18 protein-coding genes are annotated in these 26,075 nt (G+C 62.3%); 10 read left to right on the top strand and 8 right to left on the bottom strand.

The features are described from left to right. Positions 1 to 151: 151 nt before the first annotated feature. Genes B8115_RS00860 through B8115_RS00880 form a run of 5 tightly spaced genes read right to left on the bottom strand, consistent with a single transcriptional unit; the run spans position 152 to position 6,206 of the window. Positions 152 to 397 (bottom strand): formate dehydrogenase subunit delta, encoded by a 246-nt coding sequence (locus B8115_RS00860; RefSeq protein WP_010625838.1) that lies wholly within the window; start codon positions 395 to 397, stop codon positions 152 to 154. A 7-nt stretch (positions 398 to 404) separates the two neighbouring features. Further along, on the bottom strand, positions 405 to 1,229 hold the full coding sequence (gene fdhD / locus B8115_RS00865) for a formate dehydrogenase accessory sulfurtransferase FdhD (protein ID WP_010625839.1): 825 nt from the start codon (positions 1,227 to 1,229) through the stop codon (positions 405 to 407). Beyond that, positions 1,226 to 4,141, bottom strand: coding sequence for a formate dehydrogenase subunit alpha (gene fdhF / locus B8115_RS00870; protein ID WP_010625840.1), 2,916 nt, complete (start codon positions 4,139 to 4,141; stop codon positions 1,226 to 1,228). The genes fdhD and fdhF overlap by 4 nt, the downstream gene beginning before the upstream one ends. A gap of 17 nt (positions 4,142 to 4,158) precedes the next feature. Next, positions 4,159 to 5,709, bottom strand: a complete 1,551-nt coding sequence (locus tag B8115_RS00875; protein WP_010625841.1) for an NADH-quinone oxidoreductase subunit NuoF — start codon at positions 5,707 to 5,709, stop codon at positions 4,159 to 4,161. Further along, on the bottom strand, positions 5,709 to 6,206 hold the full coding sequence (locus B8115_RS00880) for a formate dehydrogenase subunit gamma (protein WP_010625842.1): 498 nt from the start codon (positions 6,204 to 6,206) through the stop codon (positions 5,709 to 5,711). Before B8115_RS00880 ends, B8115_RS00875 begins: the two co-directional genes overlap by 1 nt. 207 nt (positions 6,207 to 6,413) lie before the next feature. On the opposite strand from B8115_RS00880, the gene B8115_RS00885 reads away from it, so the two are divergent. Beyond that, positions 6,414 to 7,487, top strand: coding sequence for a substrate-binding domain-containing protein (locus B8115_RS00885; protein ID WP_010625843.1), 1,074 nt, complete (start codon positions 6,414 to 6,416; stop codon positions 7,485 to 7,487). A gap of 18 nt (positions 7,488 to 7,505) precedes the next feature. Here B8115_RS00885 and B8115_RS00890 read toward each other — a convergent pair whose 3' ends face one another. Then, positions 7,506 to 8,612, bottom strand: coding sequence for a hybrid-cluster NAD(P)-dependent oxidoreductase (locus tag B8115_RS00890; protein ID WP_010625844.1), 1,107 nt, complete (start codon positions 8,610 to 8,612; stop codon positions 7,506 to 7,508). A gap of 329 nt (positions 8,613 to 8,941) precedes the next feature. Here B8115_RS00890 and B8115_RS00895 point away from each other — a divergent pair, with 329 nt between their 5' ends. Beyond that, entirely contained in the window at positions 8,942 to 10,228 is a 1,287-nt protein-coding gene (locus B8115_RS00895) for an SRPBCC family protein (protein WP_010625845.1), read from the top strand. Positions 10,229 to 10,341: 113 nt separating this feature from the next. Here B8115_RS00895 and B8115_RS00900 read toward each other — a convergent pair whose 3' ends face one another. Together B8115_RS00900 and fdhA are read right to left on the bottom strand one after the other, a co-directional pair. Further along, entirely contained in the window at positions 10,342 to 10,581 is a 240-nt protein-coding gene (locus B8115_RS00900) for a hypothetical protein (protein ID WP_010625846.1), read from the bottom strand. Between the two features lie 160 nt (positions 10,582 to 10,741). After that, a complete protein-coding gene (gene fdhA, locus B8115_RS00905) occupies positions 10,742 to 11,935 on the bottom strand; it encodes a formaldehyde dehydrogenase, glutathione-independent (protein WP_010625847.1) in 1,194 nt (397 codons plus the stop codon). A gap of 248 nt (positions 11,936 to 12,183) precedes the next feature. Between fdhA and B8115_RS00910 the strand changes: the two genes are divergently transcribed. The 8 genes from B8115_RS00910 (at position 12,184) to B8115_RS23730 (ending at position 25,929) form a co-directional block, all read left to right on the top strand. Next, positions 12,184 to 13,758: a BCCT family transporter gene (locus tag B8115_RS00910; protein WP_010625848.1), complete on the top strand. Its 1,575-nt coding sequence runs from the start codon at positions 12,184 to 12,186 to the stop codon at positions 13,756 to 13,758. A 604-nt stretch (positions 13,759 to 14,362) separates the two neighbouring features. After that, complete coding sequence (locus tag B8115_RS00915; protein ID WP_010625849.1) at positions 14,363 to 14,563, top strand: helix-turn-helix domain-containing protein; 201 nt, start codon at positions 14,363 to 14,365, stop codon at positions 14,561 to 14,563. Positions 14,564 to 14,619: 56 nt separating this feature from the next. Beyond that, a complete protein-coding gene (locus B8115_RS00920) occupies positions 14,620 to 17,499 on the top strand; it encodes an SNF2-related protein (protein WP_010625850.1) in 2,880 nt (959 codons plus the stop codon). Next, on the top strand, positions 17,499 to 19,265 hold the full coding sequence (locus B8115_RS00925) for an AIPR family protein (protein WP_010625851.1): 1,767 nt from the start codon (positions 17,499 to 17,501) through the stop codon (positions 19,263 to 19,265). The genes B8115_RS00920 and B8115_RS00925 overlap by 1 nt, the downstream gene beginning before the upstream one ends. Further along, a complete protein-coding gene (locus B8115_RS00930) occupies positions 19,265 to 21,265 on the top strand; it encodes an ATP-binding protein (RefSeq protein WP_010625852.1) in 2,001 nt (666 codons plus the stop codon). The genes B8115_RS00925 and B8115_RS00930 overlap by 1 nt, the downstream gene beginning before the upstream one ends. A gap of 12 nt (positions 21,266 to 21,277) precedes the next feature. Further along, entirely contained in the window at positions 21,278 to 22,993 is a 1,716-nt protein-coding gene (locus B8115_RS00935; protein WP_010625853.1) for a site-specific DNA-methyltransferase, read from the top strand. Beyond that, a complete protein-coding gene (locus tag B8115_RS00940; RefSeq protein WP_010625854.1) occupies positions 22,993 to 25,728 on the top strand; it encodes a DEAD/DEAH box helicase in 2,736 nt (911 codons plus the stop codon). The genes B8115_RS00935 and B8115_RS00940 overlap by 1 nt, the downstream gene beginning before the upstream one ends. 66 nt (positions 25,729 to 25,794) lie before the next feature. After that, positions 25,795 to 25,929, top strand: a complete 135-nt coding sequence (locus tag B8115_RS23730; RefSeq protein ID WP_010625855.1) for a BCCT family transporter — start codon at positions 25,795 to 25,797, stop codon at positions 25,927 to 25,929. Positions 25,930 to 26,075 lie beyond the last annotated feature (146 nt).

Genomic DNA, 26,075 nt, shown 5'->3' on the forward strand with positions numbered 1-26,075 from the left:
CCTTCGAGGGGATCTCGTCACATGGGGCTGGGAACAAGGTCGCCAACCGAACCATGAGACGCATGGGCCGAATATACCATAGGCACGCTAAGGCAAAAGAGGGGCTCGCCTCCTTTCGTTGAAAAAGCGCGTGAAAGACTGGTATCGGGCGTCAGGCGCTCGCCGAATGCGTCTCGCTCTGGCTCTGTGCCAGCCGCTCGATGGCCTGCCGGGCCAGGGGCGACAGCTCGCTGCCGTCCTGTTGGAGATAGTCGACGATCTGGCGCTTCATGCTGCGCGCCCAGAACTTCTTCAGGTGGGTATACACGCGCTCGGCGGCGACATCGCCGTAGTGGGCATTGTTGGCGGCGATCTGATTCGCCATGTGGATCAGGGTATCGAGCTGACTGCGGCTCATGGCGACTTCAACCTCCGCTGGCTTGAACGACCGGCACGGCTTCGCGTACCGGCTGATGATAAATGACGTGGCGCCCCGTGCGGGCGAAGCCGACCAGCAGCAGGCCAGCCTGGCGCGCCTGCTCGATGGCGAGCGAGGTGGGAGCCGATACGGCGACGAGGCAGCCGATGCCCGCGCTGGCGCACTTCTGCACCATCTCGTAGCTGGCCCGGCTGGAGACCAGCGCAAAGCCGTCCCCCACCGATAGACGACGACTCAGCATGGCGCCGATCAGCTTGTCCAGGGCGTTGTGGCGACCGACGTCCTCGCGTGCCAGTTGGATCTGCCCGCCGAGGTCGCACCAGGCGGCGCCGTGGGTGGCGCCGGTTTCGCGCTGCAGCGGCTGGTGCCACTTCAGCGCCTCCAGTGCCTGCTGAATGGCAGCGTCGTCAACGGCCGGCGCTGCCACCCGGCCGATGGGACGGATCGCCTGCTCCAGCGACTCGGTGCCGCACAGCCCACAGCCGGTACGACCGGCCAGACTGCGGCGGCGCTGCTTGAGCTCCATGAAGCGCTGAGTGGCGATCTCCAGATGCACGGCGATCCCTGCGGACTCCTCCCGCACCTCGATGCCGTAGAGCTCATCCGGCGTGTGCAGGATGCCCTCGGTGAGGCTGAAGCCGAGGGCGAAGTCGTCGAGATCGTCCGGCGTGGCCATCATCACGGCATGTGAGATGCCGTTGTAGACCAGCGCCACCGCCGTCTCCACGGCGACGCTGTCCTCCAGCCGCTCGGCGCTGCCGGCCCGACGCACGTCCACCGGAACCCGGCAGCGGCTGTGGTCGTCACTCATTCACGCGCTCCGCTGAGAGCCTCGCCCGCTTCGTCTTTGTTCCCACCGCGCAGCAGCTCGAGCTGCAGCCGGTCGAAGGTCTGGAACTGGCGCTGCCAGGCGGACGGCTGGCTGACCTTCTCGACCTGTACGGCGGTCACCTTGTACTCCGGACAGTTGGTTGCCCAGTCGGAGCTGTCGGTGGTGATCACGTTGGCCCCGCTGCCCGGATGGTGGAAGGTAGTGTAGACCACCCCCGGCGGCATGCGGTCGCTGATCCGCGCGCGCAGCACCGTCTGGCCGGCACGGCTGGTGATACCGACCCAGTCGCCGTCGCGCACGCCGCGCAGCTCGGCATCGGCGGGGTGCAGTTCGAGCACGTCCTCGTCGTGCCAGGCCTGGTTGTGGGTACGCCGGGTCTGGGCGCCGACGTTGTACTGGGAGAGGATACGCCCGGTCGTCAGCAGCAGCGGGAAGCGGCGGTTGCTGAGCTCGTCGCTCGCCACGTAGTCGGTGATGGCGAACTGGCCGAGGCCGATGGGGAAATTCTCGATGTGCATGGTCGGGGTGCCCTTGGGGTGGACCTCGTTGCACGGCCACTGGATGCTGCCCAACTCATCGAGCCGCGCGTAGCTGACCCCGGTGAAGCTCGGCGTGAGGCCGGCGATCTCGTCCATGATCTGCGACGGATGGTCGTAATGCATGGGATAGCCCAGCGCATTGGCCAGATCCACGGTCACTTCCCAGTCCTGCTTGCCGGCCAGCGGCGGCATCACCTTGCGCACCCGGTTGATACGGCGCTCGGCGTTGGTGAAGGTGCCGTCCTTCTCCAGGAACGAGGAGCCCGGCAGCAGCACGTGGGCGAACTTGGCCGTCTCGTTGAGGAAGATGTCCTGCACGATCAGGCACTCCAGCGAGCGCAGCGCCTGCTCGACGTGCTGGGTATTGGGGTCGGACTGGGCGATGTCCTCGCCCTGCACGTAGAGGGCCTTGAATTCGCCGGCCACGGCGGCATCGAACATGTTGGGGATGCGCAGCCCCGGCTCGTCGTCGATGGGCACACCCCAGGCCGCCTCGAAGCGCTCACGCACGGCGGGGTCGCCGACGTGCTGGTAGCCCGGCAGCTCGTGGGGGAAGGAGCCCATGTCGCAGGAGCCCTGGACGTTGTTCTGCCCGCGCAGCGGGTTGACGCCCACCCCTTCGCGGCCGATGTTGCCGGTGGCCATGGCCAGGTTGGCGATGCCCATCACCATGCTCGAGCCCTGGCTGTGCTCGGTGACGCCGAGGCCGTAGTAGATCGCGCCGTTGGGCGCCTGGGCATAGGTGCGCGCGGCGCGGCGCACCTGCTCGGCGGGCACCCCGGTGATCGCCTCGACGTTCTCCGGCGCATGGCGCGGGTCGAGGATGAACTCGCGCCAGGCCTGATAGCCCGCCGCGTCGCAGCGCTTGGCGATGAACTCGCGGTCCTCGAGCCCTTCGCTCATCACCACGTGAGCCATGGCGTTGATCATCGCCACGTTGGTGCCGGGGCGCAGGGCGAGGTGCTGGGCACCGCGATGGTGCGGCGTCTTGAGCAGGTCGATGCGGCGCGGGTCGACGACGATCAGCTCGGCGCCCTGGCGCAGGCGGCGGCGCATCTGTGAGGCGAACACCGGGTGGGCGTCGGTGGGGTTGGCGCCGATGACCACGATCACGTCGGCTTTCATCACCGAGTCGAAGGTCTGGGTGCCGGCGGACTCGCCCAGCGTCGTCTTGAGGCCGTAGCCGGTGGGCGAGTGACACACCCGGGCACAGGTGTCGGTGTTGTTGTTGCGGAAGGCCGCACGCACCAGCTTCTGCACCAGGTAGGTCTCCTCGTTGGTGCAGCGCGACGAGGTAATGCCGCCGATGCTTTCGCGGCCGTACTTGGCCTGGATCGCCTTGAGCCGCTGCGCGGCGAAGGCAATCGCCTCCTCCCAGCTCACCTCGCGCCAGGGCTGGTCGATCGACTCGCGAATCATCGGCGTCTTCAGGCGGTCGGGGTGGGTGGCGTAGCCGAAGGCGAAGCGACCCTTGACGCAAGAGTGGCCGTGGTTGGCGTCGCCGCCCTTGTACGGCACCATGCGCACCACCCGGTCGCCCTGCATCTCGGCCTTGAACGAGCAGCCCACGCCGCAGTAGGCGCAGGTGGTCACCACGCTGTGCTCCGGCTGGCCCTGCTCGATCACCGATTTTTCCATCAGCGTCGAGGTCGGGCAGGCCTGCACGCAGGCGCCGCAGGAGACGCACTCGGAATCCATGAACGCCTCGCTCTGGCCGGCGGCGACCTTGGACTCGAAGCCACGCCCCTCGATGGTCAGGGCGAAGGTGCCCTGTACCTCTTCACAGGCGCGCACGCAGCGCGAGCAGACGATGCACTTGCTGGGGTCGAAGCTGAAGTAGGGGTTGGAGTCGTCGGTTTCGGCGTCCAGGTGATTCTCACCGTCGAAGCCGTAGCGCACCTCGCGCAGCCCCACCGCACCGGCCATGTCCTGCAGTTCGCAGTTGCCGTTGGCCGGGCAGGTCAGGCAGTCCAGAGGGTGATCGGAGATGTAGAGCTCCATCACGTTGCGCCGCAGCTTGGCCAGACGCGCGTTCTGGGTGGTCACCTTCATGCCGGCCGCAACCGGCGTGGTGCAGGAGGCCGGCAGGCCGCGCCTGCCCTCGATCTGCACCGCGCACAGGCGGCAGGAGCCGAACGCCTCGAGGTTGTCCGAGGCGCACAGCTTGGGAATGTTGATGTCGGCCAGCGCCGCTGCGCGCAGCACCGAGGTGCCTTCGGGCACGGTGATCGCGACGCCGTCGATCTCGAGGCTGACCAGCGTCTCGGAGAGCCGCGCCGGGGTGCCGTAGTCGCGCTCCGGCAAGAAGTGCTGGGGAACGGACGTCTGCTTGGGATCGTAATAGTTCAACATATCGGGCCTCCTCCCGCTCAATGCGGCTGCGCGTCGCGCTGCAGATCGTCGGGAAAGTGTTTCATCACGCTCTGCACGGGGAACGGCGTCATGCCGCCCATGGCACAGAGTGAGCCGTCCACCATGGTCTCGCACAGGTCGGCGAGCAGTACGAGATTGGCCTCGCGACGCTCACCGGCACGGATGCGGTCGATCACCTCGACGCCGCGCACCGATCCGATGCGGCAAGGGGTGCACTTGCCGCACGACTCCACCGTGCAGAACTCCATGGCGAAGCGCGCCTGCTCGGCCATGTCCACCGTGTCGTCGAACATCACCACGCCGCCGTGGCCGAGTACCGCGCCGACCTCGGCGAAGGCCTCGTAGTCGAGCGGCAGGTCCCACTGGCTGTCGGGCAGATAGGCGCCCAGCGGGCCGCCCACCTGCACCGCACGCAGCGGTCGTCCGCTGAAGGTGCCGCCGCCGAACGCCTCCATCAACTGGCGCAGAGTGGTGCCGAAGGCGAGCTCCACCAGCCCGCCGCGCTGGACGTTGCCGGCCAGTTGCAGCGCCAGGGTGCCCCGCGAACGGCCCATGCCGTAGTCGGCGTACGCCTGCCCGCCGTCGCTGAGAATGAAGGGCACCGCCGCCAGCGACAGCACGTTGTTGACCACGGTGGGCTGACCGAACAGGCCTTCGATGGCCGGCAGCGGCGGCTTGAAGCGCACCATGCCGCGCTTGCCTTCGAGGCTTTCGAGCAGCGAGGTCTCTTCGCCGCAGATGTAGGCGCCGGCCCCCAGACGCACCTCGAGGTGGAACGTCCGGCCGCTGCCGAGGATGTCGCCACCGAGATAGCCGGCAGCCTCGGCGCGGGCGATGGCCTCATTGAAGATCTCCTGGGCCAGCGGATACTCCGAGCGCAGGTAGACGTAGCCTTGGGTGGCGCCAACGGCGAGGCCGGCGATGGCCATGCCCTCGATCAGCAGATAGGGATCGCACTCCATCACCAGGCGGTCGGCGAAGGTGCCGGAGTCGCCCTCGTCGGCGTTGCAGACGATGTACTTCTGCGCGGCGGGGGCGTCGAGCACGGTCTGCCACTTGATGCCGGTGGGGAACGCCGCCCCGCCGCGACCGCGCAGACCGGAGGTCTTGACCTCGTCGACGATGGCCTGGGGAGCGAGGCCAAGCGCCCGGCGCAGGCCGCGGAAGCCGTCGTGGGCGCAATAGTCCTCCAGCGACAGCGGGTCGGTGACGCCGATGCGCGAAAAGGTCAGACGCTGCTGGGCCTGAAGATAGGGAATTTCCTCGGCCGGCCCCTGGCACAGCGACGATGCCTCGTCGCCTGTGAGCAAACCGGCCTCGAACAGCCCGGCCACGTCCTCGGGGGCCACCGGCCCGTAGGCGATGCGCCCGGCGGCGGTCTCGACCTCGACCAGCGGCTCCAGCCAGAACAGCCCGCGGGAGCCGTTGCGCACCAGTTCGATCTCGACGCCACGGGCCTCGGCCTCGGCCTCGATGCGCTGGGCGACCTCGTCGGCGCCCAGCGCCAGCGCGGTGGTCTCGCGGGGAACGAAGAGTCTCGTGGTCATCAGCTCACCTTCAGCACTTGGGTGGTCAGTTCATCGACCAGCCGGTCGAAGCGCTCGGGGGTGACCCGGGCCAGGATGCGATCGTCGACGCGCAGCGACGGACCGCAGGCGCAGTTGCCCAGGCAGTAGACCGGCTCCAGCGTGATCTCGCGGTCGGCGGTGGTCTGGTGGTAGTCGATCCCCAGGGTGTCCCGCGCGTGCATTTCCAGCGCCCGTGAGCCCCGCGCCTGGCACGCCTCGGCGCGACAGATCTGCACCACGTGGCGCCCCGGCGGCGTGGTGCGGAAATGATGGTAGAAACTGATCACGCCGTGCACCTCGGCCCGGGTGAGCTGCAGCGATTCGGCGATGAGCGGCACCGCCTCGCGCGGCACGTAGCCGCAGCGGTCCTGAATCGCGTGCAGGATGGGGAGCAGAGCGCCGGGCTTGTGCTTCAGGGCGTCGATCTCGTCCTGAATCAGTTGGGGCGTCCATGAAGGGAATGGGCTATTGAGCATGGCCTGGCCTCGAGGCGAACGTATGGAGCGCATCTTCTGGCGTCTTGCGTCGGTACGTTCGGAGCTGCTGGTTACGGTCTAGTTATGTACCACTTGTTTATGTACTACAGTGCATATATTGGATAAGGTGCCCGTAGCATCATTGATAGTGCGTATTTGTGAAGGTAGCAGTCCTGCTTGGGTTACGAAATATGAAAAACACATCATATGAAACGCATTAAAATCGAACCTGCCTGGTCCTTCACCGACGAGGCCGGCAACCGCCTGGATCCGCAGCTGTTCGGGCTGCTGCAGGGCATCCATCGCAGCGGCAAGCTGACCGAGGCTGCTGCCGAGGCCGGTATCTCCTACCGCCATGCCTGGAACCTGCTGAATAAATGGGCCACCTTCTTCGGTGCTGCCCTGGTGGAGATGCAGAAGGGCCGTGGCGCACGGCTCACCCCGCTGGGCGACAAGCTGCTGTGGGCACGCCAGCGGGTGGCCGCCCGGCTCGGACCGCAGCTGGAGAGCCTCGGCTCGGAGCTCAATCTCGAGCTGCAGCAGCTGTTCGAGGGTGTCGAACCGGTGCTGCGCATGCACGCCAGCCACGGCTATGCAGTGGCGCTACTGCCCAGGTTCGCAAGCGACTTTCAGCTCGATCTGCAGTACTGCAGCCCCCAGGAGGCGCTGTCAGCGCTGAATCGAGGCGCCTGCGACGTGGCCGGCTACCACATGCCGACCTCGGCGACCCGGGGCCCGCTGATGCAGGGCTACCGCCGTCAGCTGCGGCCACGCAGTCACAGCATCATTCGCTTCATCACCCGCTGTCAGGGGCTGATGCTCGCGCCGGGCAATCCCAGGGGCCTGACCGGCCTGGCCGATCTGGTGCGCGAAGACGTACGCTTCATCAACCGCCAGCAGGCCTCCGGCACCCGGGCACTGCTCGACATCCTGCTGCGGGAGGCTGGCCTCTCGTCACAGCGTATCCGCGGCTTCGAACTGGAGGAGTACACCCACTCCGCCGTGGCCGCCTACATCGCCGCCGGCATGGCCGACGTCGGCTTCGGCGTCGAGGCCGCTGCGCGCCAGTTCGGCCTGGATTTCCTGCCGCTGGCCACCGAGCACTACCTGCTGCTGTGTCAGCGCCGGAGTCTGGCCGACCCCAGCGTCGTGCACCTGCTCGAGATGATCCGCAGCCAACCGTTCCAGGCGGCCGTCCGCGAGCTTCCCGGCTATTCGCTGGACCGCTGCGGCGAGGTGTGCGGCGTCGACGAGCTGTTTGGCGAGGCCCAGCACGGCTGAGCCTCGCCGTTGCCGTCGTCAGTAGTCGACCACCACGTTGCCCCGGGGCTTGCTGCAGCAGGAGAGGATGTAGCCCTCTGCCACGTCCTCGTCGGTGATGCCGCCGTTGTGCTCCATGTCCACTTCACCTGACTTGAGCCCCACCCGGCAGGTGCCGCAGATTCCCATACCGCAAGCCTTGGGAATGTGCAGCCCCAGCTTGGCCGCCGCGGCATGCACCGTCTCGCCCGGCTGAATGCGTACGCTCTTGCCCGAGCCGACGAACTCGACGCTGAGCATGTCGGCGTAATCGATCTCCTCGGCCTCGGCCTCGGCTTGCTCGGCCAGCTCCAGCACCTCCTCGCGCACATCGAGCGGCGTGGCGCCGAAGGATTCCTCATGGTAGCGGCTCATGTCGAAGCCGTTATCGCGCAGAATGCGCTTGATCGCGTTCATGTACGGCGTAGGGCCGCAACAGAAGATCTCCCGCTCGAGGTAGTCGGGCGCCATCAGCTCGAGCATCGGCTGGGTCAAATACCCGCGATAGCCGGCCCAGGCCTCGCCGACGTCGTCCTTTTTCTCGCAGACGATATGCAGCTTGAATTCAGGAATCCGCGAGAACATGTGCACCAGCTCGCGATGGTAGATGACATCGCGGGGGGCACGTGCACTGTGGATGAACTCGACGTCGACGTTGGCGTTCGTGTCGAAGAACCAGCGTGTCATCGACATCAGCGGTGTGATACCCACGCCGCCGGAGAGGAACAGCACCTTGTCGGCAGGAAAATCGATCGAATTGAAATTGCCCACCGGGCCATGCACCGCCAGTTCGTCGCCGACCTTCAGGTTGTCGTGTAGCCAGTTCGACACCCTGCCGCCAGGCACCCGCTTGACGGTGATCGAGAAACTGTAGGGAATCGACGGCGAGCTGGAGATGGTGTAGGAGCGCATGATCGGTTCGCCTTCGATCTCCAGCTCCAGGGTCACGAACTGCCCCGGCTTGAAGAAGAACAGCACCGGCTGCTCGGCCATGAAGCAGAAGGTACGAACGTCCCAGGTTTCCTGGATCACCTTGACGCAACGCACCATGTGGCGGCCGTTGGTCCAGGTCTGGGTCGTGACGGGGTTGAGAAAGTTCATGGTCATGTCGAGTCGCCTGGCATTGATCAGCGTGGAAGGCTCCGACTGCGGAACACCGCCTGCCGTTGATCGAATTCTGCGTCAGCCGGCAAGCCCTCGACTTGCCTGACTGCGACACGAACGTACCCCTGGCTTCCACTTGGGGGGATTTTTCTGCACCCACTGGTCGCGACTGAACGCTTTCGGGTCGTCAGCAGACAACTGAACGACCTGAGGCTGATCCACACTCGCCGTATTCGTACTCGGCACCCAAGACAATTACCATGCCGCTCCCTGGCGAAAACCAACAATTCGACCGATGCCGCCACCGCGGCCAGCAATGAGGATGTCTCTCCATGGATCCGATCTCACCCACCACTCTGGACGATCCCCTGGACCCGGCGCGTGAAGCCGTCGTCGCGATGCTCGCCGAGCGCGAGCGCAACTTCTCGCTGCCCCAGGCGTTCTACAACGATGCCCGCCTGTTCGCCCTGGACATGCAGGAAATCTTCGGCAAGGAGTGGCTGTTCGCCGGCATGACCTGCGAGATTCCCGCCAAGGGCAATTACATGACCCTGCAGGTCGGCGACAACCCGGTGATCCTGGTACGCGGCGACGGCGGTTCCATCCATGCTTTCCATAACGTCTGCCGTCACCGCGGCTCACGGCTGTGCGTCAGCGACAAGGGCAAGGTGGCCAAGCTGGTCTGCCCCTACCATCAGTGGACCTACGAGCTCGACGGCCGCCTGCTGTTCGCCGGCAGCGACATGGGCGAGAACTTCGACCTTTCCGCCTATGGCCTCAAGCCGATCCACGTGCGCACCGGCGGCGGTTTCATCTTCATCAGCCTGGCCGAGCAGCCGCCCGCCCTCGACGATTTCCTGCTCACTCTGGAGCACTATCTCGAACCCTACGAGATGGGCAACCTCAAGGTCGCCGTGGAGTCGAACATCGTCGAGCAGGCCAACTGGAAGCTGGTACTCGAGAACAATCGCGAGTGCTATCACTGCAACGGTTCCCACCCTGAGCTGCTCAACTCGCTGCAGGAGTTCGACGACACCGACGATCCCCGTGCCACGCCCGCCTACAAGGCATTGGTGGCGCAGAAGCAGTCGGACTGGGACGAGCAGCAGATCCCCTGGCAGCTCAAGCGCTTCGGCAAGCGCAACCGGTTGACCCGCACCCCGCTGCTGGATGGCGTGGTCTCGATGACCATGGACGGCAAGCCGGCCTGCAGCAAGCTGATGGGCCGCCTGACCAGCCCCGACATGGGCTCGCTGCGCATCCTGCACCTGCCCAACTCCTGGAACCACTTCATGGGTGACCACGCCATCGTGTTCCGCGTGCTGCCGCTGGGCCCGCAGGAGACCCTGGTGACCACCAAGTGGCTGGTGCACAAGGATGCCGTGGAGGGCGTCGACTACAAGCCCGAGGAGATGCGCCGGGTATGGGACGCCACCAACGCCCAGGACAAGCGCCTGGCCGAGGAGAACCAGCGCGGCATCAACTCCAAGGCTTACCAGCCGGGCCCCTACTCCGAGACCTACGAGTTCGGCGTGATCGACTTCATCGACTGGTACAGCGAGCGGATGCAGGAGAACCTGGGCCACAGCGCCCCTCACCTGCAGGTGGTGAAGGGCTAGGCCCCACCTACTCCTCGTGATGTGAAAGAAATCGCCCCCGGCCAAGGCCGGGGGCGATTTGTTTCACTCGGGTTCGAACAAAAGCCGACAGTGTTGCGGGCGCGTGCCGATGGCTAACCCGCGATTGGCCGCAGATGATTCACCAGCGCTTCGCGCACCTCGGGCAGCATGACGCCGGTCTGCGCCTCCAGCTCGGCGACCAGCGCCTCCAGACCGGGCACCTCCGACTCGGCCTGCCGCTGGGCGACAAGCCGGGCGCAGGTGTCGGGGTCGGCATCGGCAGGCAGGTCGATGCCCAGCGCCACCAGGCGCTGACGGAAGTCCTCCGCATCGATCAAGTCGGCGTACATCATCTCTCCACCTCCCGCTACCGTCGTTCGCTCCTCTAGATTACCCGCTCGGCCGTCAGGCGGCCACGCTGCGCATGGGTCGAATAACGAAAATGGCTGGTCGCGCCGCTTACAAGGTGCGGCGTCGGCCAGCTCGGGTTACTCCTTACGTCACCAAGCTTACTTACGCAGCTACGCTGCCGTGGGGATCGATGACGAATTTCTTGGCCGCACCACCGTCGAAATCGGCATAGCCCTGTGGTGCCTGATCGAGCGAGATTATCTGCACGTTGACCGCGTCGGCGATCTTGACCTTCTCGAACAGGATCGCCTGCATCAGCGGGCGGTGATACTTCATTACCGGGCACTGGCCGGTATGGAAGGAGTGAGACTTGGCCCAGCCGAGGCCGAAGCGCATGCTCAGTGCACCCTGCTTGGCGGCGTCGTCCACGGCACCCGGATCCTCGGTCACGTAGAGGCCCGGGATGCCGATCTGGCCGCCGGCACGGGTCATCTGCATCGCCGAGTTGAGCACGGTGGCCGGCGCTTCCTTGCCGTGGTTGCAGCCACAGGCATGGGCCTCGAAGCCGACGCAGTCGACGAAGGCATCGACTTCGCGCTCGCCGAGGATCGCCTCGAGCTTGTCGGCCATGTCGCCGTCCTGGGTCAGGTCGATGGTTTCACAGCCGAAGCTGCGCGCCTGGGCCAGGCGTTCCTCGATCATGTCGCCGACGATCACACAGGCCGCACCAAGCAGCTGAGCCGAGACCGCCGCCGCCAGGCCCACCGGGCCGGCTCCGGCGATATAGACGGTGCTGCCCGGACCGACGCCGGCCGTCACGCAGCCGTGAAAGCCGGTGGGGAAGATGTCCGAGAGCAGGGTCAGGTCACGGATCTTTTCCATGGCCTGGTCGGTGTCGGGGAACTTCAGCAGGTTGAAGTCGGCGTAGGGCACCATGACGTATTCCGTCTGGCCACCGACCCAGCCGCCCATGTCGACATAGCCATAGGCGGCACCGGGGCGCGCCGGGTTGACGTTGAGACAGATCCCGGTGCGGCCTTCCTTGCAGTTACGGCAGCGCCCGCAGGCGATGTTGAAGGGCACCGAGACCAGGTCGCCCGGCTTGATGAATTCGACGTCGCGCCCGCACTCGACCACCAGGCCAGTGATCTCGTGACCCAGCACCAGGCCGGAGGGCGCGGTGGTACGACCGCGCACCATGTGCTGGTCGCTGCCGCAGATATTGGTGGTGACCACCTTCAGGATCACGCCGTGGTCGCACTTGCGATTGCCAAGGGCGAGTTCCGGATAGGGGATGGATTCGACATCGACCTTACCCGGGCCCTTGTAGACGACTCCTCGGTTGGCTTGGCTCATGGCTGGCTCCAGTGCGTTGTTGTCATGGGGCGGCACATTCCGCCGCTTCAGCCTATGCCCTCCACCAAGTGGCACTTGCCCCACAGAGACCTCCACTTGCCTGCGCGAGACACGTCGCCGCGGCAATGAGCCAACGGATAGCTGGAGGTCGCTTTCACGACATACCCCTCGCCGCCCTGGCCCAACAATGATTCGCCCGGGAGCGCACGGCGCTTGCGGATGCCAACAACAACATGCGAGGAATCCCCATGAAGCATGACGATGTGCCAATCCTCAAACCCGGGCAGGACAACGCCCAGGTGCTGGGGATGGACTTCCACCATCCCGTGTTCCCACTCTCGGCCCTGGCCATCCTGGCCTTCATCCTCTACGCCCTGATCTATCCCGATGCCGCCAACAGCCATCTCACTGCGGCCCGTGGCTTCTCCATCGAGCACTTCGACTGGCTGTTCATGATTGCCGGCAACCTCTTCGTGCTGTTGTGCCTGACGCTGATCGTCCTGCCGCTGGGGCGCATCCGCCTGGGCGGCAGTCAGGCCCGCCCGGAGTACTCGACCACCTCCTGGTTCGCCATGCTGTTCGCCGCGGGTATGGGCATCGGCCTGATGTTCTGGAGCGTGGCCGAACCGGTGGCTTACTACACCGACTGGTACGGCACCCCGCTCAACGCCGAAGCGCACTCCCCGGCCGGCGCCAGCGCGGCCATCGGCGCCACCATGTTCCACTGGGGCCTGCACCCCTGGGCGATCTACGGCGTGGTGGGGCTGTCGCTGGCCTTCTTCGCCTACAATCGCGGCCTGCCGCTGACTCTGCGCTCGGCCTTCACGCCGATCCTCGGTGAGCGGGTACGCGGCTGGTTCGGCCACATCATCGACATCGTCGCGGTACTGGCCACCATCTTCGGTCTGGCCACTTCACTGGGCTTCGGTGCCTCCCAGGCGGCCGGCGGCCTCAACTACCTGTGGGGCGTGCCCAATACCATCGGCACCCAACTGGCGATCATCGTGGTGGTCACCGCCGTGGCACTGTTCTCGGTGTGGCGCGGCATCGACGGCGGCGTGAAGCTGTTCTCCAAGATCAACATGATGCTCGCCCTGGGCCTGCTCACCTTCGTGCTGGTGACCGGCGGCGTGCTGCTGTTCGTCAACAACCTGTGGCACACCACCTTCGCCTACGTCAGCCACGTCGTGCCGCTCTCCAACTGGATCGGTCGCGACGACACCACCTGGTACCACGGCTGGACCGTGTTCTACTGGGCCTGGTGGATCTCCTGGTCGCCCTTCGTCGGCATGTTCATCGCGCGGGTCTCCCGCGGGCGTACGGTACGTGAGTTCCTGATCGCCGTGCTGCTGGTGCCGACCCTGGTCACGCTGGTGTGGATGAGCGCCTTCGGCGGCACCGCCCTGACTCAGTCGGCGGCCGGTGTGGGCGCCCTGGCCGACGGCATCAGCGACGTCTCGCTGGCGATGTTCCAGATGCTCGAGCACCTGCCGTTGACCACCCTGACCTCCAGTCTGGCGATCCTGCTGGTGCTGATCTTCTTCATCACCTCGTCGGATTCCGGCTCGCTGGTGATCGACAACATCACCGCCGGTGGCAAGACCGATGCGCCCCGCGGCCAGCGCGTGTTCTGGGCGGTTCTGGAAGGCGTGATCGCCGGTATCCTGCTCTACGGCGGCGGCAGCACCGCACTGGGCGCCCTGCAGGCCGGCGCCGTGGCCACCGGGCTGCCCTTCACCCTGGTACTGCTGGGCATGGCTTACTGCCTGGTCAAGGGGCTGCGGGAAGAGCAGCGCGGGCTGGCGGTCGCCAAACCGGCCTGATACGCCGCCAACCTCACGTAAGAAGCAACCATGCGACCCCGGCCTTGGCCGGGGTCTTCTTGTTGGGGAAGACAATAAGTCAAACTCCAAGCTCCAAGAGACCAACCGGTTGGATCGCTATCGCAAGCGATGCAAGGCCCGCCGCCGGTGCGCAGCTGGCGTGTGTGCCACTTGCCCTGGGTGCGGCCTATCTCCGCCAATACCGCCCCCCAACGCAACGACAGGCGCATCACCGTGGTGTCCTCGAACAAGTCACCCAGCGGGCCGGTCGAGCTGGCGCGTGAGCGCAGCGAACCGCTCACGCTCCGAGGCGAGGCCGCGCCGGCGATGGTGGGGCTACACGACCAGCGAAGGCCATGCGGATGTGCCGCGATTGGTCCGCCCCATCGTGCCATTCGTTGATGCGGATGGCACGATGCTGTGGCACGCACTCGCTTTGCGCTGCTGGGAGTGGGAACTATGGCGTGACCGTTATTGGTCACGCCAGCCGATGCTCGCGCAATGTCTAGTAGATTTCTTGTTAGCTAGCGCCTTCCACCCTTTGGTAGAATTGAGCAAACTTGGCAATTCCAAGTCACGAAAGACCAAACCAGATGGTTTTCAGATGAGCGAAGTCGAGAGCGAGATCCTCACGCTTGAGGAGGTCGCGGCCTACCTAAAAGCCGGGAAACGGACAGTCTACCGCCTTGCCCAGAAAGGAGAAATTCCGGCGTTCAAGCTCGGAGGCACCTGGCGCTTTCGCCGCTCAGACCTGGATTGCTGGATTGCCGAAAGCATCAACAAAACGAAGCCGAAAACCGAGTGAGCAGGACCATGCCAGCCGGCAAATCACGCTCGGGGAAGGACGAGGGAGGATCGCCGTTGACGACCCAGCAACTTCTGACGCCGCACCAGAGCCAGTACTTCGCCTGGCTGCTAACCAGGCGTGCAGCGGGCGACTCCGTGGAGTCGCTGGCTTCGACTTTGGTTGATTCGCAGGTCGATCTGAATCCCCACCAGGTTGAGGCCGCGCTCTTCGCTTGCCGCAATCCCCTCTCACGCGGCGTGATCCTCGCCGACGAGGTTGGTCTAGGGAAGACCATTGAAGCCGGCTTGGTTCTTTCCCAACGCTGGGCCGAACGGCGGCGGAAGATCCTCATCATCGTTCCGGCAAACCTGCGCAAGCAATGGCACCAGGAGATGCAGGACAAGTTCGGCCTGCAAGGGCTGATCCTCGAAGCCAGAAGCTACAATGCAATCCGCAAGCAGGAGCAGCGGAACCCGTTCCAGTTCACCACCGGCCCAATCATCTGCTCCTATCAGTTCGCGAAGGCGAAGGCTGACGATGTTAAAAGTATTGAATGGGACTTGGTCGTCCTCGACGAAGCCCACCGCCTGCGCAACGTCTACAAGACCAGCAACGTAATCGCCAAGACCCTCAAGGACGCGCTGTCGGGCGTTCACTCCAAGGTGCTCCTGACCGCGACGCCGTTGCAGAACTCATTACTCGAACTCTATGGGTTGGTCAGCTTTATCGATGACCGCGTGTTCGGTGACCTTGATAGCTTCCGCTCACAATTCACCGGTAGAGAGCAATCTTTCAACAGTCTGCGTGACCGGCTGGCCCCCATCTGCAAGCGCACCCTGCGCAAACAAGTTCAGCCCTACGTGTCATACACAGCGCGCAAGGCCATCGTCGAGGAGTTCACCCCGTCGAGCGAAGAGCAGGAACTTTCCAAGCGCGTCGCCGATTACCTGCGCCGCCCCAACCTCAAGGCCCTACCCGAGGGGCAGCGCCAGCTGATTTCGCTTGTGCTGTGGAAACTGCTCGCCTCCAGCACGCACGCGATTGCGGGCGCGTTGGAGACGATGGCCAAGCGCCTCCAGGGTGTGCTCGACGAAGCCACCGAGGCTCCCGATCTGGCCGATGAACTCGACGAGGATTACGAGTCGCTCGACGAAACCGCCGATGAGTGGAGCGGCCAAGACTCAGATGTCGCAGCATCGAGCCTCATGGAACGCGATGCCATCGCGCAGGAAATCGAGGAGCTGCGCCACTTCAAAACGCTGGCAACCAACATCCGTGACAACGCCAAGGGCAAGGCGCTGCTCACCGCGCTGGATCGCGCCTTCGCCGAACTGGATCGGTTGGGCGCGGCCCGGAAGGCCATCATCTTCACCGAGTCCAAGCGCACGCAGGAATACCTCCTCGACTTACTGGCTGATACGCCATACGGCGACGGCATCGTGCTTTTCAACGGCACCAATAGCGACCAGCGTGCGCAGGCGATCTACAAGGACTGGCTGAAGCGCCACCAAGGCACCGACCACATCACCGGCTCCAAGGCCGCCGACACCCGTGCGGCACTGGTCGAGCACTTCAAGGAGCGCGGCAAGGTCATGATTGCCACCGAGGCCGGGGCAGAAGGCGTCAACCTCCAGTTCTGCTCACTCGTCATCAACTACGACCTGCCGTGGAACCCGCAGCGCATCGAGCAGCGCATTGGGCGCTGCCACCGCTACGGTCAAAAGCACGACGTGGTGGTGGTTAACTTCGTCGACCGCAGCAATGAAGCCGATGCACGAGTGTATGAGCTGCTGTCGCAGAAGTTTCAACTGTTCGAGGGCGTGTTTGGGGCGAGCGACGAAGTGCTGGGTGCCATCGGCTCCGGCGTCGATTTCGAGCGGCGTATCGCCGAGATCTACCAGAACTGCCGAGAGCCCGAGGAAATCAAGTCCAGCTTCGAGCAACTCCAGCTCGACCTCTCTGGCGAGATCAACGAGGCGATGGTCAAGACGCGCCAGGTATTGCTTGAGAACTTCGATGAGGAGGTGCAGGAGAAGCTGCGCATGCGGGCCGACGACAGCCGCAACGCACGCAACCGCTTCGAGCGGATGCTGATGGACTTGACCCGCGCCGAACTGGTCCATTGCGCCGCGTTCGATGATGACGGCTTCGATCTCCGCCGCATACCGACTGGAATCGAGCATAGCGACCTAGTGGGCATCGAGCTGGGACGCTACGAATTGCCCCGCCGCTCCGGCGACGCGCATCTATACCGCATCAACCATCCGCTGGCGCGATGGAGCATTGAGCAGGCCAAGGCTCGGGCACTCGACAAAGCTCGTCTCGTCTTCGACTACAACGCCTACGGTTCAAAGATCAGTACGCTTGAAGCCTATCGCGGCAAGGCCGGATGGCTCATCGTGAAGCTGATCTCGGTCGAGACACTCGGCAACCAGGAGCAACATTTGCTGGTTGCCGCGGGCACGACCGACGGCGTAGTGCTAGCGGAAGAAGACCCGGAAAAACTGCTGCGACTGCCCGCGACCACGCAGGCAGCCAGTCTGCTCAACGCTCCTGACGCCACCCTGCTGGCCGATGTGGAAGCACGCAAGACCGCACTACTGCGCGACGTCAACGAGCGCAACCTCGGCTACTTCGAACAGGAAGTCCAGAAGCTGGATGCCTGGGCGGACGACCTGAAGCTCGGTCTAGAGCAGGAAATCAAGGAGATCGACCGCGAGATCAAGGAGGTGCGCCGAACCGCCGCGACCTCGCCAACGCTGGAAGAAAAGCTGTCATGGCAGAAGAAGCAGCGAGAACTGGAAGGCAACCGCAGCAAGCTACGCCGCGAGCTGTTCGCCCGGCAGGACGAAGTCGAAGCGCAGCGCAATCACTTGATCAGCCAGCTTGAGGTGCAACTCCAACAGCAGGTCGAGGAGCGCACACTGTTCACTGTTGAGTGGGAGCTAGTCTGATGGCAACAGTTATCGCTCGCCCCCTCGAACTCGATCTGCTGTGCCAAAAACTTGATGCGGACTACGCGAACCGAATCGTAGGAACGGGAAACACCCCAGAGTCGCGGCGAAGCAACTACCTATCCAAGGCAATCGCTGCATTCGTCCTGCATGAAGACGCTGGAGCCAGTCTGGATGAGGCCGTGGCCGCCAGCATCGATGGTGGCCAGGATCATGGTATCGATTCGGTATTCATTTCAACGGATCAAACGATCTGGCTGGTCCAATCCAAGTACAAAGAGTCGGGCACCGGTGAGCCCGAACTCGGTGATGTATCCAAGTTTCGGGATGGCGTAACCGACCTTCTGCAAGGTCACTGGCACCGCTTCAACGGCGCCCTGCAGAACCGCCAAGCTGCAATCACCAATGCCTTGAACAGCGGTGTCTGCAGGATCAAAGTCGTGTTGGCCTATTCCGGCACGGCGGTGTCCGATGATCGGCGCGACATCTTTGCCGACTTGGAGCGCGCGTTCAATGGCACGAATCCGGGCTTTCTTCGGTGTCATGCTTATGGGCTCACTACCCTGCACGACCTGCATCTGGACGGAGTTTCGGCACAGCCCATAGAAGCCGAAGTCGAATTGAAAGACTTCGGCCACACGCAAGAGCCCTACCGAGCATTCTACGGGCGCATGGACGGCAAACGGCTCGCCGAGCTTTGGGCGGCACACGAAGAATATCTAGTAGATCGGAACATTCGCCGGTTTAAGGGCACGACCACCGTCAATGTAGGGCTGACCGAGACACTACGAAAAGAAGCACATCACTTCTTCTACTTCAATAATGGCGTTACCTTCCTCTGCGACTCCATAACAGAACAGCATCCCCGCGACCCGCATCGGCAGACTGGGACATTTCGCATTCGAGGCTTGTCCATCATCAACGGTGCGCAGACGGTTGGTGCGATCGCCCGCGAGCCACTGGCCCACTACGATGCTCATCCCACCGCAGTCATGGCGACTTTCGTATGCCTTGAGAACGCGCCTGATGGCTTTGGTGATCAAGTAACCCAATCGCGCAACCGCCAGAATGCCGTAGAGCTAGAAGACTTTGCCGCTCTTGATGAGCGGCAGACTATGTGGCAGCAGACCTTGCAGATGGCTGGCGTCACCTATCTGGTCAGGCAGGGGGAGGACGATCCGCCGCTATCATCAACCTGCTTTAGCGCACGTGAACTCGCACCGTTTCTGGCTTGCACCGTAACCACGAACGATTGGCAGGACTACGTGACCGCCGCCAAGGCCGACAAAAAGAAACTGTTTGGGCGGGTGGGATTGGTATCAGCTACGGACCCCTTACGTCAGTCGTACGAGCGACTCTTCGCCGACTCGCTTACGGCAAAGCAAATGTGGCGGATTGTCCAAATCGGCCGAATGGTCATAGAGAAAGTCCGCGCCCGTGCCATCGCCGAGGGAGATCCCGCCGGCTTGCCAGCGGGGACACTCCCCGCGCGGGAGATTCTCACTCACGGCGCCTGGTTGGTACTACACGTCATCTTCATCCGCCTTCAGTTGCAGAACGGGACAACGCTGTCGTTGACTCAAGATGAACTGACAGCGATTTCGCGCGAGGTCGATCTTGTTTGCGAGCGTCTTGTGAGTTCTGTCCAGGGCGTACAGTGGAACAAGCAGGCACGCAGCGTCTTTGAGAACAAAACGGACTGCCGAACCGTGAAAGGCCGTTTGATGGCGGCCTTGGCGCAGCAGGGTCAGGGAGGGAATCAATAGTGCAAGCGAACATCAAAGGCCTGGTAGATCGACTGGAGCTTTCCCAGGCCAAGGCAATGATGCCTCTTTACGAGGCTATCTCGAATGCTGTCGATGCAATTGAGGAACATCAGGACGGCTTCAGCAGTCATTCGATTCGCATCCGACTAGTAGCCTCCAACGACCTTGCCCATCAAGCTGGGGACGGGACTCTGGTCGTGGACGGCTTCGATGTCATTGATGATGGCATTGGCTTCAACGACAAGAACTTAGCTTCGTTTCAAGAGGCGCACACGCTTTCAAAGGTCAAGGTCGGCGGTCGAGGTGTCGGACGGTTCACCTTCCTGAAGGTCTTTTCATCCGTACACATCCGCAGCGTCTTCAAACGCAACGGTAAGGCCTTGCTGCGCGAGTTCGACTTCAGCATCCAAGATGAACTGAAAGGTGCAGACGCCACATCAGAAGTCAAAGAGGCATGTGGCACGCATACCTCTTTGCGGAGTATGGATGACAAGTTTCGGGCAGGGTGGCCTACCCAGCCCGAAACCATCGCTGAACGCATCATTGCACACTTTCTGATTCGGTTTGCAGCCCGCTCCTGCCCTCCGATGACTCTGGAGTCTCCCGGACACGCTCCGATTGACTTACAGGCCCTGTTTCAGTCAACAGTGCTAGCGCACATCCAAGAGCAGTTCTTCGAGGTTTCGGGTCATACATTTGCTTTGCAGGCATATCGTCACCGAGATGGACGCTCGCGCCACGAGCTCAACTTGTGTGCGAACGGGCGCGAAGTCACTACAAGCAAGCTGCGGGACCTGCTTCCAGAGCTTCCCGAAAAACTGATTGACGAAGACCAAGCGCCGTACACCTTGATTGTGCTGGTCACCGGGGAATACCTGGACGACCATGCCAACCAAGAGCGCACGCGCATCGCCTTCCAAAGCGATGAGGAGCCCGAGCTTGAGCAAACCCTTGTCTCCCGACGCGCCCTGAACCAGGGTGTCGCAGGGGCGTTGCGACCGCTGCTCCTGGACGACTTGAAGTCAACAAACGAAGAAAAGCGTGCCCAGATCGAGAAGTTTGTGGAGCAAGCCCCTGAGTACAGGGCGCTCACGCACCCTCGCTACAAAGAGATGATCGAGCAAAAGATTCGGCCAGGCCTGTCTGAAGACAAGCTGGACGAGGCGCTTCTGCATGTGAAGCGCACCATCGAGGACGACATCCGCAAAGAGGCAAAGCATGTCGCCGCTTTGTTCGAGACCGAGACCTTTGAACAGTACCAAGAGAAGTTTCAGGAAATTGCCGAGAAGGCCAACGAAATCGGCAAGGCACAGCTCGCTGCCTATATCGCACACCGTCGAACGATTCTTGACTTGGTGAACAACAGCCTCAAGAAAAAGCGCACGGACGAGAAGTACCCGCTTGAAAGGGTCTTGCACAAAATGATCTTCCCCATGGGCATGACCTCGAAGGAAATTTTCTTCGAGCAACAGAACCTTTGGGTGATTGACGAGCGGCTGTGCTATCACACGCTGCTCACGTCCGACAAAAAGCTCAAGAGTATCGCCGGGCTTGAAGACACATCTGGCAAGGAGCCAGACATCTTCACGATTTTTTATGACACCCCAATCGGAGTCTCTGAGCCCGACAACTTGCCGGGAGGTGGCGTTGTCATCATTGAGTTCAAACGACCGGGACGGGACGACTACAACAAAGACCCCGCGGACCAGGTCATCCAGCGGTTCCGAGAAATCGCCGAGGGCGGCGTTACGGACGTCGACGGGCGCCAGATCAATCCCGCCAACCTGCGCTACACCGGCTACCTCATAGCAGACCTAACGCCGTCCTTGCATCGCCAAGTATTTGGGCGTTACCACCGCACTGCCGACAATGAGGGTTATTTCTCCCCCTTGGCAACGGGTAATGGGTATATCGAAATCCTCTCGTATGACAAGCTTATCAAGGATGCTGAACGCCGCAACCGCATCCTGTTCGACAAGCTTGGCCTGCACAAGAATTAAGGTGACACGACAATGAGCAAGCAAAAGCTAGAACTCACCTGGATTGGGAAGGAGAAGCGGCCCAAGCTGGAGCCGCGCATCCTGCTGCAAGATCCGGAGAAGTCGTATCACGCCAAGCATCGTGTGTCAGACAACGATATCTTCGACAACCGACTGATTTTTGGCGACAACCTGCTGGCACTCAAGACGCTGGAGCAGGAGTTCTCTGGCAGGGTGAAATGCGTTTTTATCGACCCTCCATATAACACCGGCAGCGCGTTTAAGCACTATGACGACGGGTTGGAGCACTCCATTTGGCTGGGCCTGATGCGTGACCGCCTTGAGATCATCCGGCGACTGCTGTCGGAGGACGGCTCGCTGTGGATTACCATTGACGATAACGAAGCGCATTACCTGAAAGTCATGTGTGATGAAATTTTCGGTCGAGCCAACTTCGTCTCAAACGCAGTCTGGCAGAAGAAGTACGCCCCTGCGAATGATGCACTATGGCTAAGTGACAGTCATGACCACATTTTGATTTACGCAAAAAGCAAGCAAGTTTGGAGGCCAAACAAGCTTCCTCGCACTGCTGAGCAAAATTCTTTGTATAAGAATCCAGATAACGACCCAAGAGGACCTTGGATGTCGGACAACTATACTTGTGCGAAGAGCGTAGACGAGCGCCCGAATCTTTTTTATGCAATCACAAATCCGAATACGGGCGAAGAAATTTGGCCAAAGAAAACTCGAGTGTGGGCGTTTGACCAAGCGACACACAAGCGGCATGTTGCCGAAAACTTGATCTATTGGGGAAAAGATGGAACAAACAGCACTCCACGTTTCAAGAAATTTCTATCCCAGCTAAGAAGCCTAGGACGAGTAGCAACTACGGTGTGGCTTCATGAAGAAGTGGGACATAACCAAGATGCCAATAGAGAGCAACAAGCATTGAATCCGAGTGACCCATTTAAGACGCCCAAACCAGAGCGGCTCACTCATCGAATCATCACCCTTGCTACAAATCCGGGAGACCTCGTTCTGGACTCCTTCGCTGGCTCCGGCACCACCGGCGCCGTCGCTCACAAGATGGGCCGCCGCTGGATCATGGTCGAGCTGGGCGAGCACTGCCACACCCACATCATCCCGCGCCTGAAGAAAGTGATTGATGGTGAGGACAGGGGCGGCATCTCGGAAAGCGTCGCCTGGGAAGGCGGTGGCGGCTTCCGCTATTACCGCCTTGCCCCTAGCCTGATCGTTAACGACCGCTGGGGCAACCCCGTTATCAATCCGGAATTTAACGCGGCGATGCTGGCCGAGGCATTGACCAAACTGGAGGGCTTCACCTATGCACCGTCTGAAACGCACTGGTGGCAGCATGGCCATTCCAGCGAGCGCGATTTCATCTATGTCACCACGCAGAACTTGTCCGCTGAGCAGCTACAAGTCCTGGCTGATGAAGTCGGCCAGGAGCGGAGCCTGCTGGTGTGCTGCACCGCTTTCCACGGAGTCACGGCGTCCAGTGCGGCAGAGCGCTGGCCAAACCTGACGTTAAAGAAGATTCCGAAGATGGTGCTGGCCCGCTGCCATTGGGGCCGTGATGACTACAGCCTGAATGTGACCAACCTGCCTATGGCAGAGATTGAGAAGGCCGAGCCTGCGGCCCCTAGCAATAGCGTCAAGAACACTAAGAGCAGAAAAGCGGCCCTCGACAACGCGGGACAGGGCGGCCTGTTTGGGGAGAACGAATAATGAACGCCCGTGTCCTGCACGCCGTCACCGGTCGTCTGTCTCTTCGTCCGCCCCAGGCGGAATCGCTCATCAATCTGGTTCGCGCTCTCGATGCCGCGCCCGAACTCTTGGGCCACGAGCGTGATGTTTCAGCAATTCTCTCCACACTAAAGGCCGAATTCAGCACGCTAGAGGACTTCGAGCGCGAGTTCCCATCGCTGTGCTTCGCGCTGGCCACCGGCGTGGGCAAGACACGCCTGATGGGAGCCTTCATCGCCTACTTGCATCTGGCGCACGGCATCAACAACTTCTTCGTGCTCGCGCCCAACCTGACGATCTACAACAAGCTCATCACGGACTTCACGCGCAACACGCCTAAGTACGTGTTCAAGGGGATCGCCGAATTCGCGCAGCAACCTCCTCTGATCATTACCGGCGACAACTACGACCAAACCGGCGCAGCGGTGGATGACCAGCCGTTAGGCTTAGCTCACGACGTGCGCATTAACATCTTCAACATCTCCAAGATCAACTCTGAGGTACGCGGCGGCAAGGAGCCGCGCATTAAGCGAATGAAGGAAGTGCTAGGAGACAGCTACTTCAACCACCTGGCGAACCTACCTGACCTCGTGCTGCTGATGGACGAATCGCACCGTTACCGGGCCAGCGCTGGTGTGCGCTCTATCAACGAGCTCAAGCCGCTATTCGGTCTGGAAGTGACAGCGACGCCGTTCGTCGAGTCCAGCCGTGGGCCGGTGCCGTTCAAGAACGTGGTGATGGACTACCCGCTGGCGCGAGCGATGGAGGATGGCTTCGTCAAGGAGCCTGCCGTGGTCACCCAGCGCAACTTCGACGCCAAGGCGCTCTCGCCCGAGGAGGTCGAGAAGACGAAGCTGGAAGACGGCGTGCGCCTGCACGAGGCCACCAAGGTCGAGCTGCTCACCTACGCTCGCGAGAATGACGTCAAGCCAGTCAAGCCCTTCATGCTCGTTATCGCCCGCGATACCACACACGCGGCGCAACTCTTGGCGCTTCTGGAGTCGGAAGCCTTCTACGAGGGGCGCTACCAGGGCAAGGTGATTCAGGTCGATTCCAGTCGTACCGGTGCGAAGGAAGAGGAGATGGTCACGCGCCTATTGGCCGTGGAAAGCGTGGATGAACCGACCGAGATCGTGATTCACGTCAACATGCTGAAAGAAGGCTGGGACGTAACCAACCTCTACACCATTGTACCGCTGCGCGCCGCCAATGCCCGCACCTTGATCGAGCAATCCATCGGGCGTGGCCTGCGACTACCCTACGGCAAACGCACGGGCGTCGCGTCGGTGGATCGCTTGAACATTGTCGCACACGACAAGTTCCAGGAGATCATCGACGAGGCCAACCGCGGCGACTCACCGATTCGTCTGAAGCAGGTCATCCTCGATGCGCCGAGCGCCGACGACAAGAAGGTAAGCGTGCAGGTCGAGTCCGGGGCGGCAGCTCGTCTCGGTTTGACGGAAGCACCAATCGTAGTCACGGGGGCTTCAGTCACTGACAGTGGGGCGGAAGTCTCCGTGCCCAAACCGGTATTCACCACGGTGGGGGAAAAGCAAGCCGCACGTGTGGTTATGGACGTCATCGGCAAGTACGAGGTCAAGCGCGACCTAGTGCCCACCAGCAGCGCGCTGCTGAAACCAGAAGTGCAGAAGGAAATTCTCGCAGAAGTGGCAGAACGGCTGAAGCCGCTGCAAGGCGAATTGCTGGCGGGCGTAGATGAGTCAGTCCCCGCACTTGATTTGTCTGCCGTGGTGGCGAAGACCACCGAAATCGTGGTGCAGCAGACCATCGACATCCCGCGCATCGCTGTGGTGCCGACTGGCGAGGTCACGACGGGCTTCCACGCCTTCAAGCTAGATGTGAGCCAGCTCCATCTCCAGCCGGGTGAGCGCGAGATCGTCATCCATAACCTGCGCACCAACGCGCAGGACACTCTGGCCGCCGAAGTTGGACTAAAGGAGCAGCGCCCGGAGGACTACATCGTCCACGCCCTCGTGGATTTCGACGACATCGACTACTTCACCCACGCCGACCTCCTCTACGACCTTGCAGGACAGATGGTGCAGCACTTGCGCAGCTATCTGTCCGAGGACGAGGCCATTAGCGTCCTCGACCGTGACCGCCGTTTGATCGCACGGGAGATCCACGCGCAGATGATGGCCCACTTCTGGGAAGAGGCGACCGCGTACGAGGTGCAGGTCAGTCGCGGCTTTACCGAACTCAAGCCGTGCAACTACACCGCCACGGCAGGCCAGACGGCCCACCACTTCCGGGAAACCGTGGCCGAAACCAGTCGCATCAAGCAGATGCTGTTCGGCGGATTCGCGCGCTGCTTGTATCCGCTGCAGAAGTTCGATTCGGACACCGAGCGGCGCTTCGCCATCATCCTGGAGCGCGACGCGACGAAGTGGTTCAAGCCCGCGAAGGGACAATTCCAGATCTACTACAAGCTCGGCACCGAGCAGCCGGAATACATCCCCGACTTCGTGGCTGAGACGAACACGACCATCCTCATGGTGGAGACCAAGGCACGCGCCGACGTCAATACCCAGGAAGTTCAGGCCAAGGCCGCTGCCGCCATGCGCTGGTGCGAGCATGCTTCCAATCACGCTTCGAGTATCGGCACCAAGCCTTGGAAGTACTTGCTGGTACCCCATGACGAAATCAACGAGTCGAAACGGCTCGCGGATTATCTGCGTTTTGAGGTCAAGGCGTAATTGAATTGCCCTGATCGACTTCGGTGAGCAAAGGCGACTCCGGCAAGGCACCCAGGCAGCAGCACCGTGCTGGGTGCGCTGCAGTCCGGTGCCGTGGCCACCGGCCTGCCCTTCACCCTGGTGCTGCTGGGCATGGCCTACTGCCTGGTCAAGGGGCTGCGGGAAGAGCAGCGCGGATTGGCGGTCGCCAAACCGGCCTGATACACCACCTACCTCACGCAAGAAGCAACCATGCGACCCCGGCCTTGGCCGGGGTCTTCTCGTTGGGGAAGGCCACAAGCCAAGCACTCAGTAGGCAGCAGGCAGCAGGCAGCAGGCAGTAGGCAGCAGGCAGCAGGCAGCAGGCA

It is taken from the genome of Halomonas sp. KM-1 (genome assembly GCF_000246875.1).
In the GTDB taxonomy this organism is placed as follows: domain Bacteria; phylum Pseudomonadota; class Gammaproteobacteria; order Pseudomonadales; family Halomonadaceae; genus Halomonas; species Halomonas aerodenitrificans.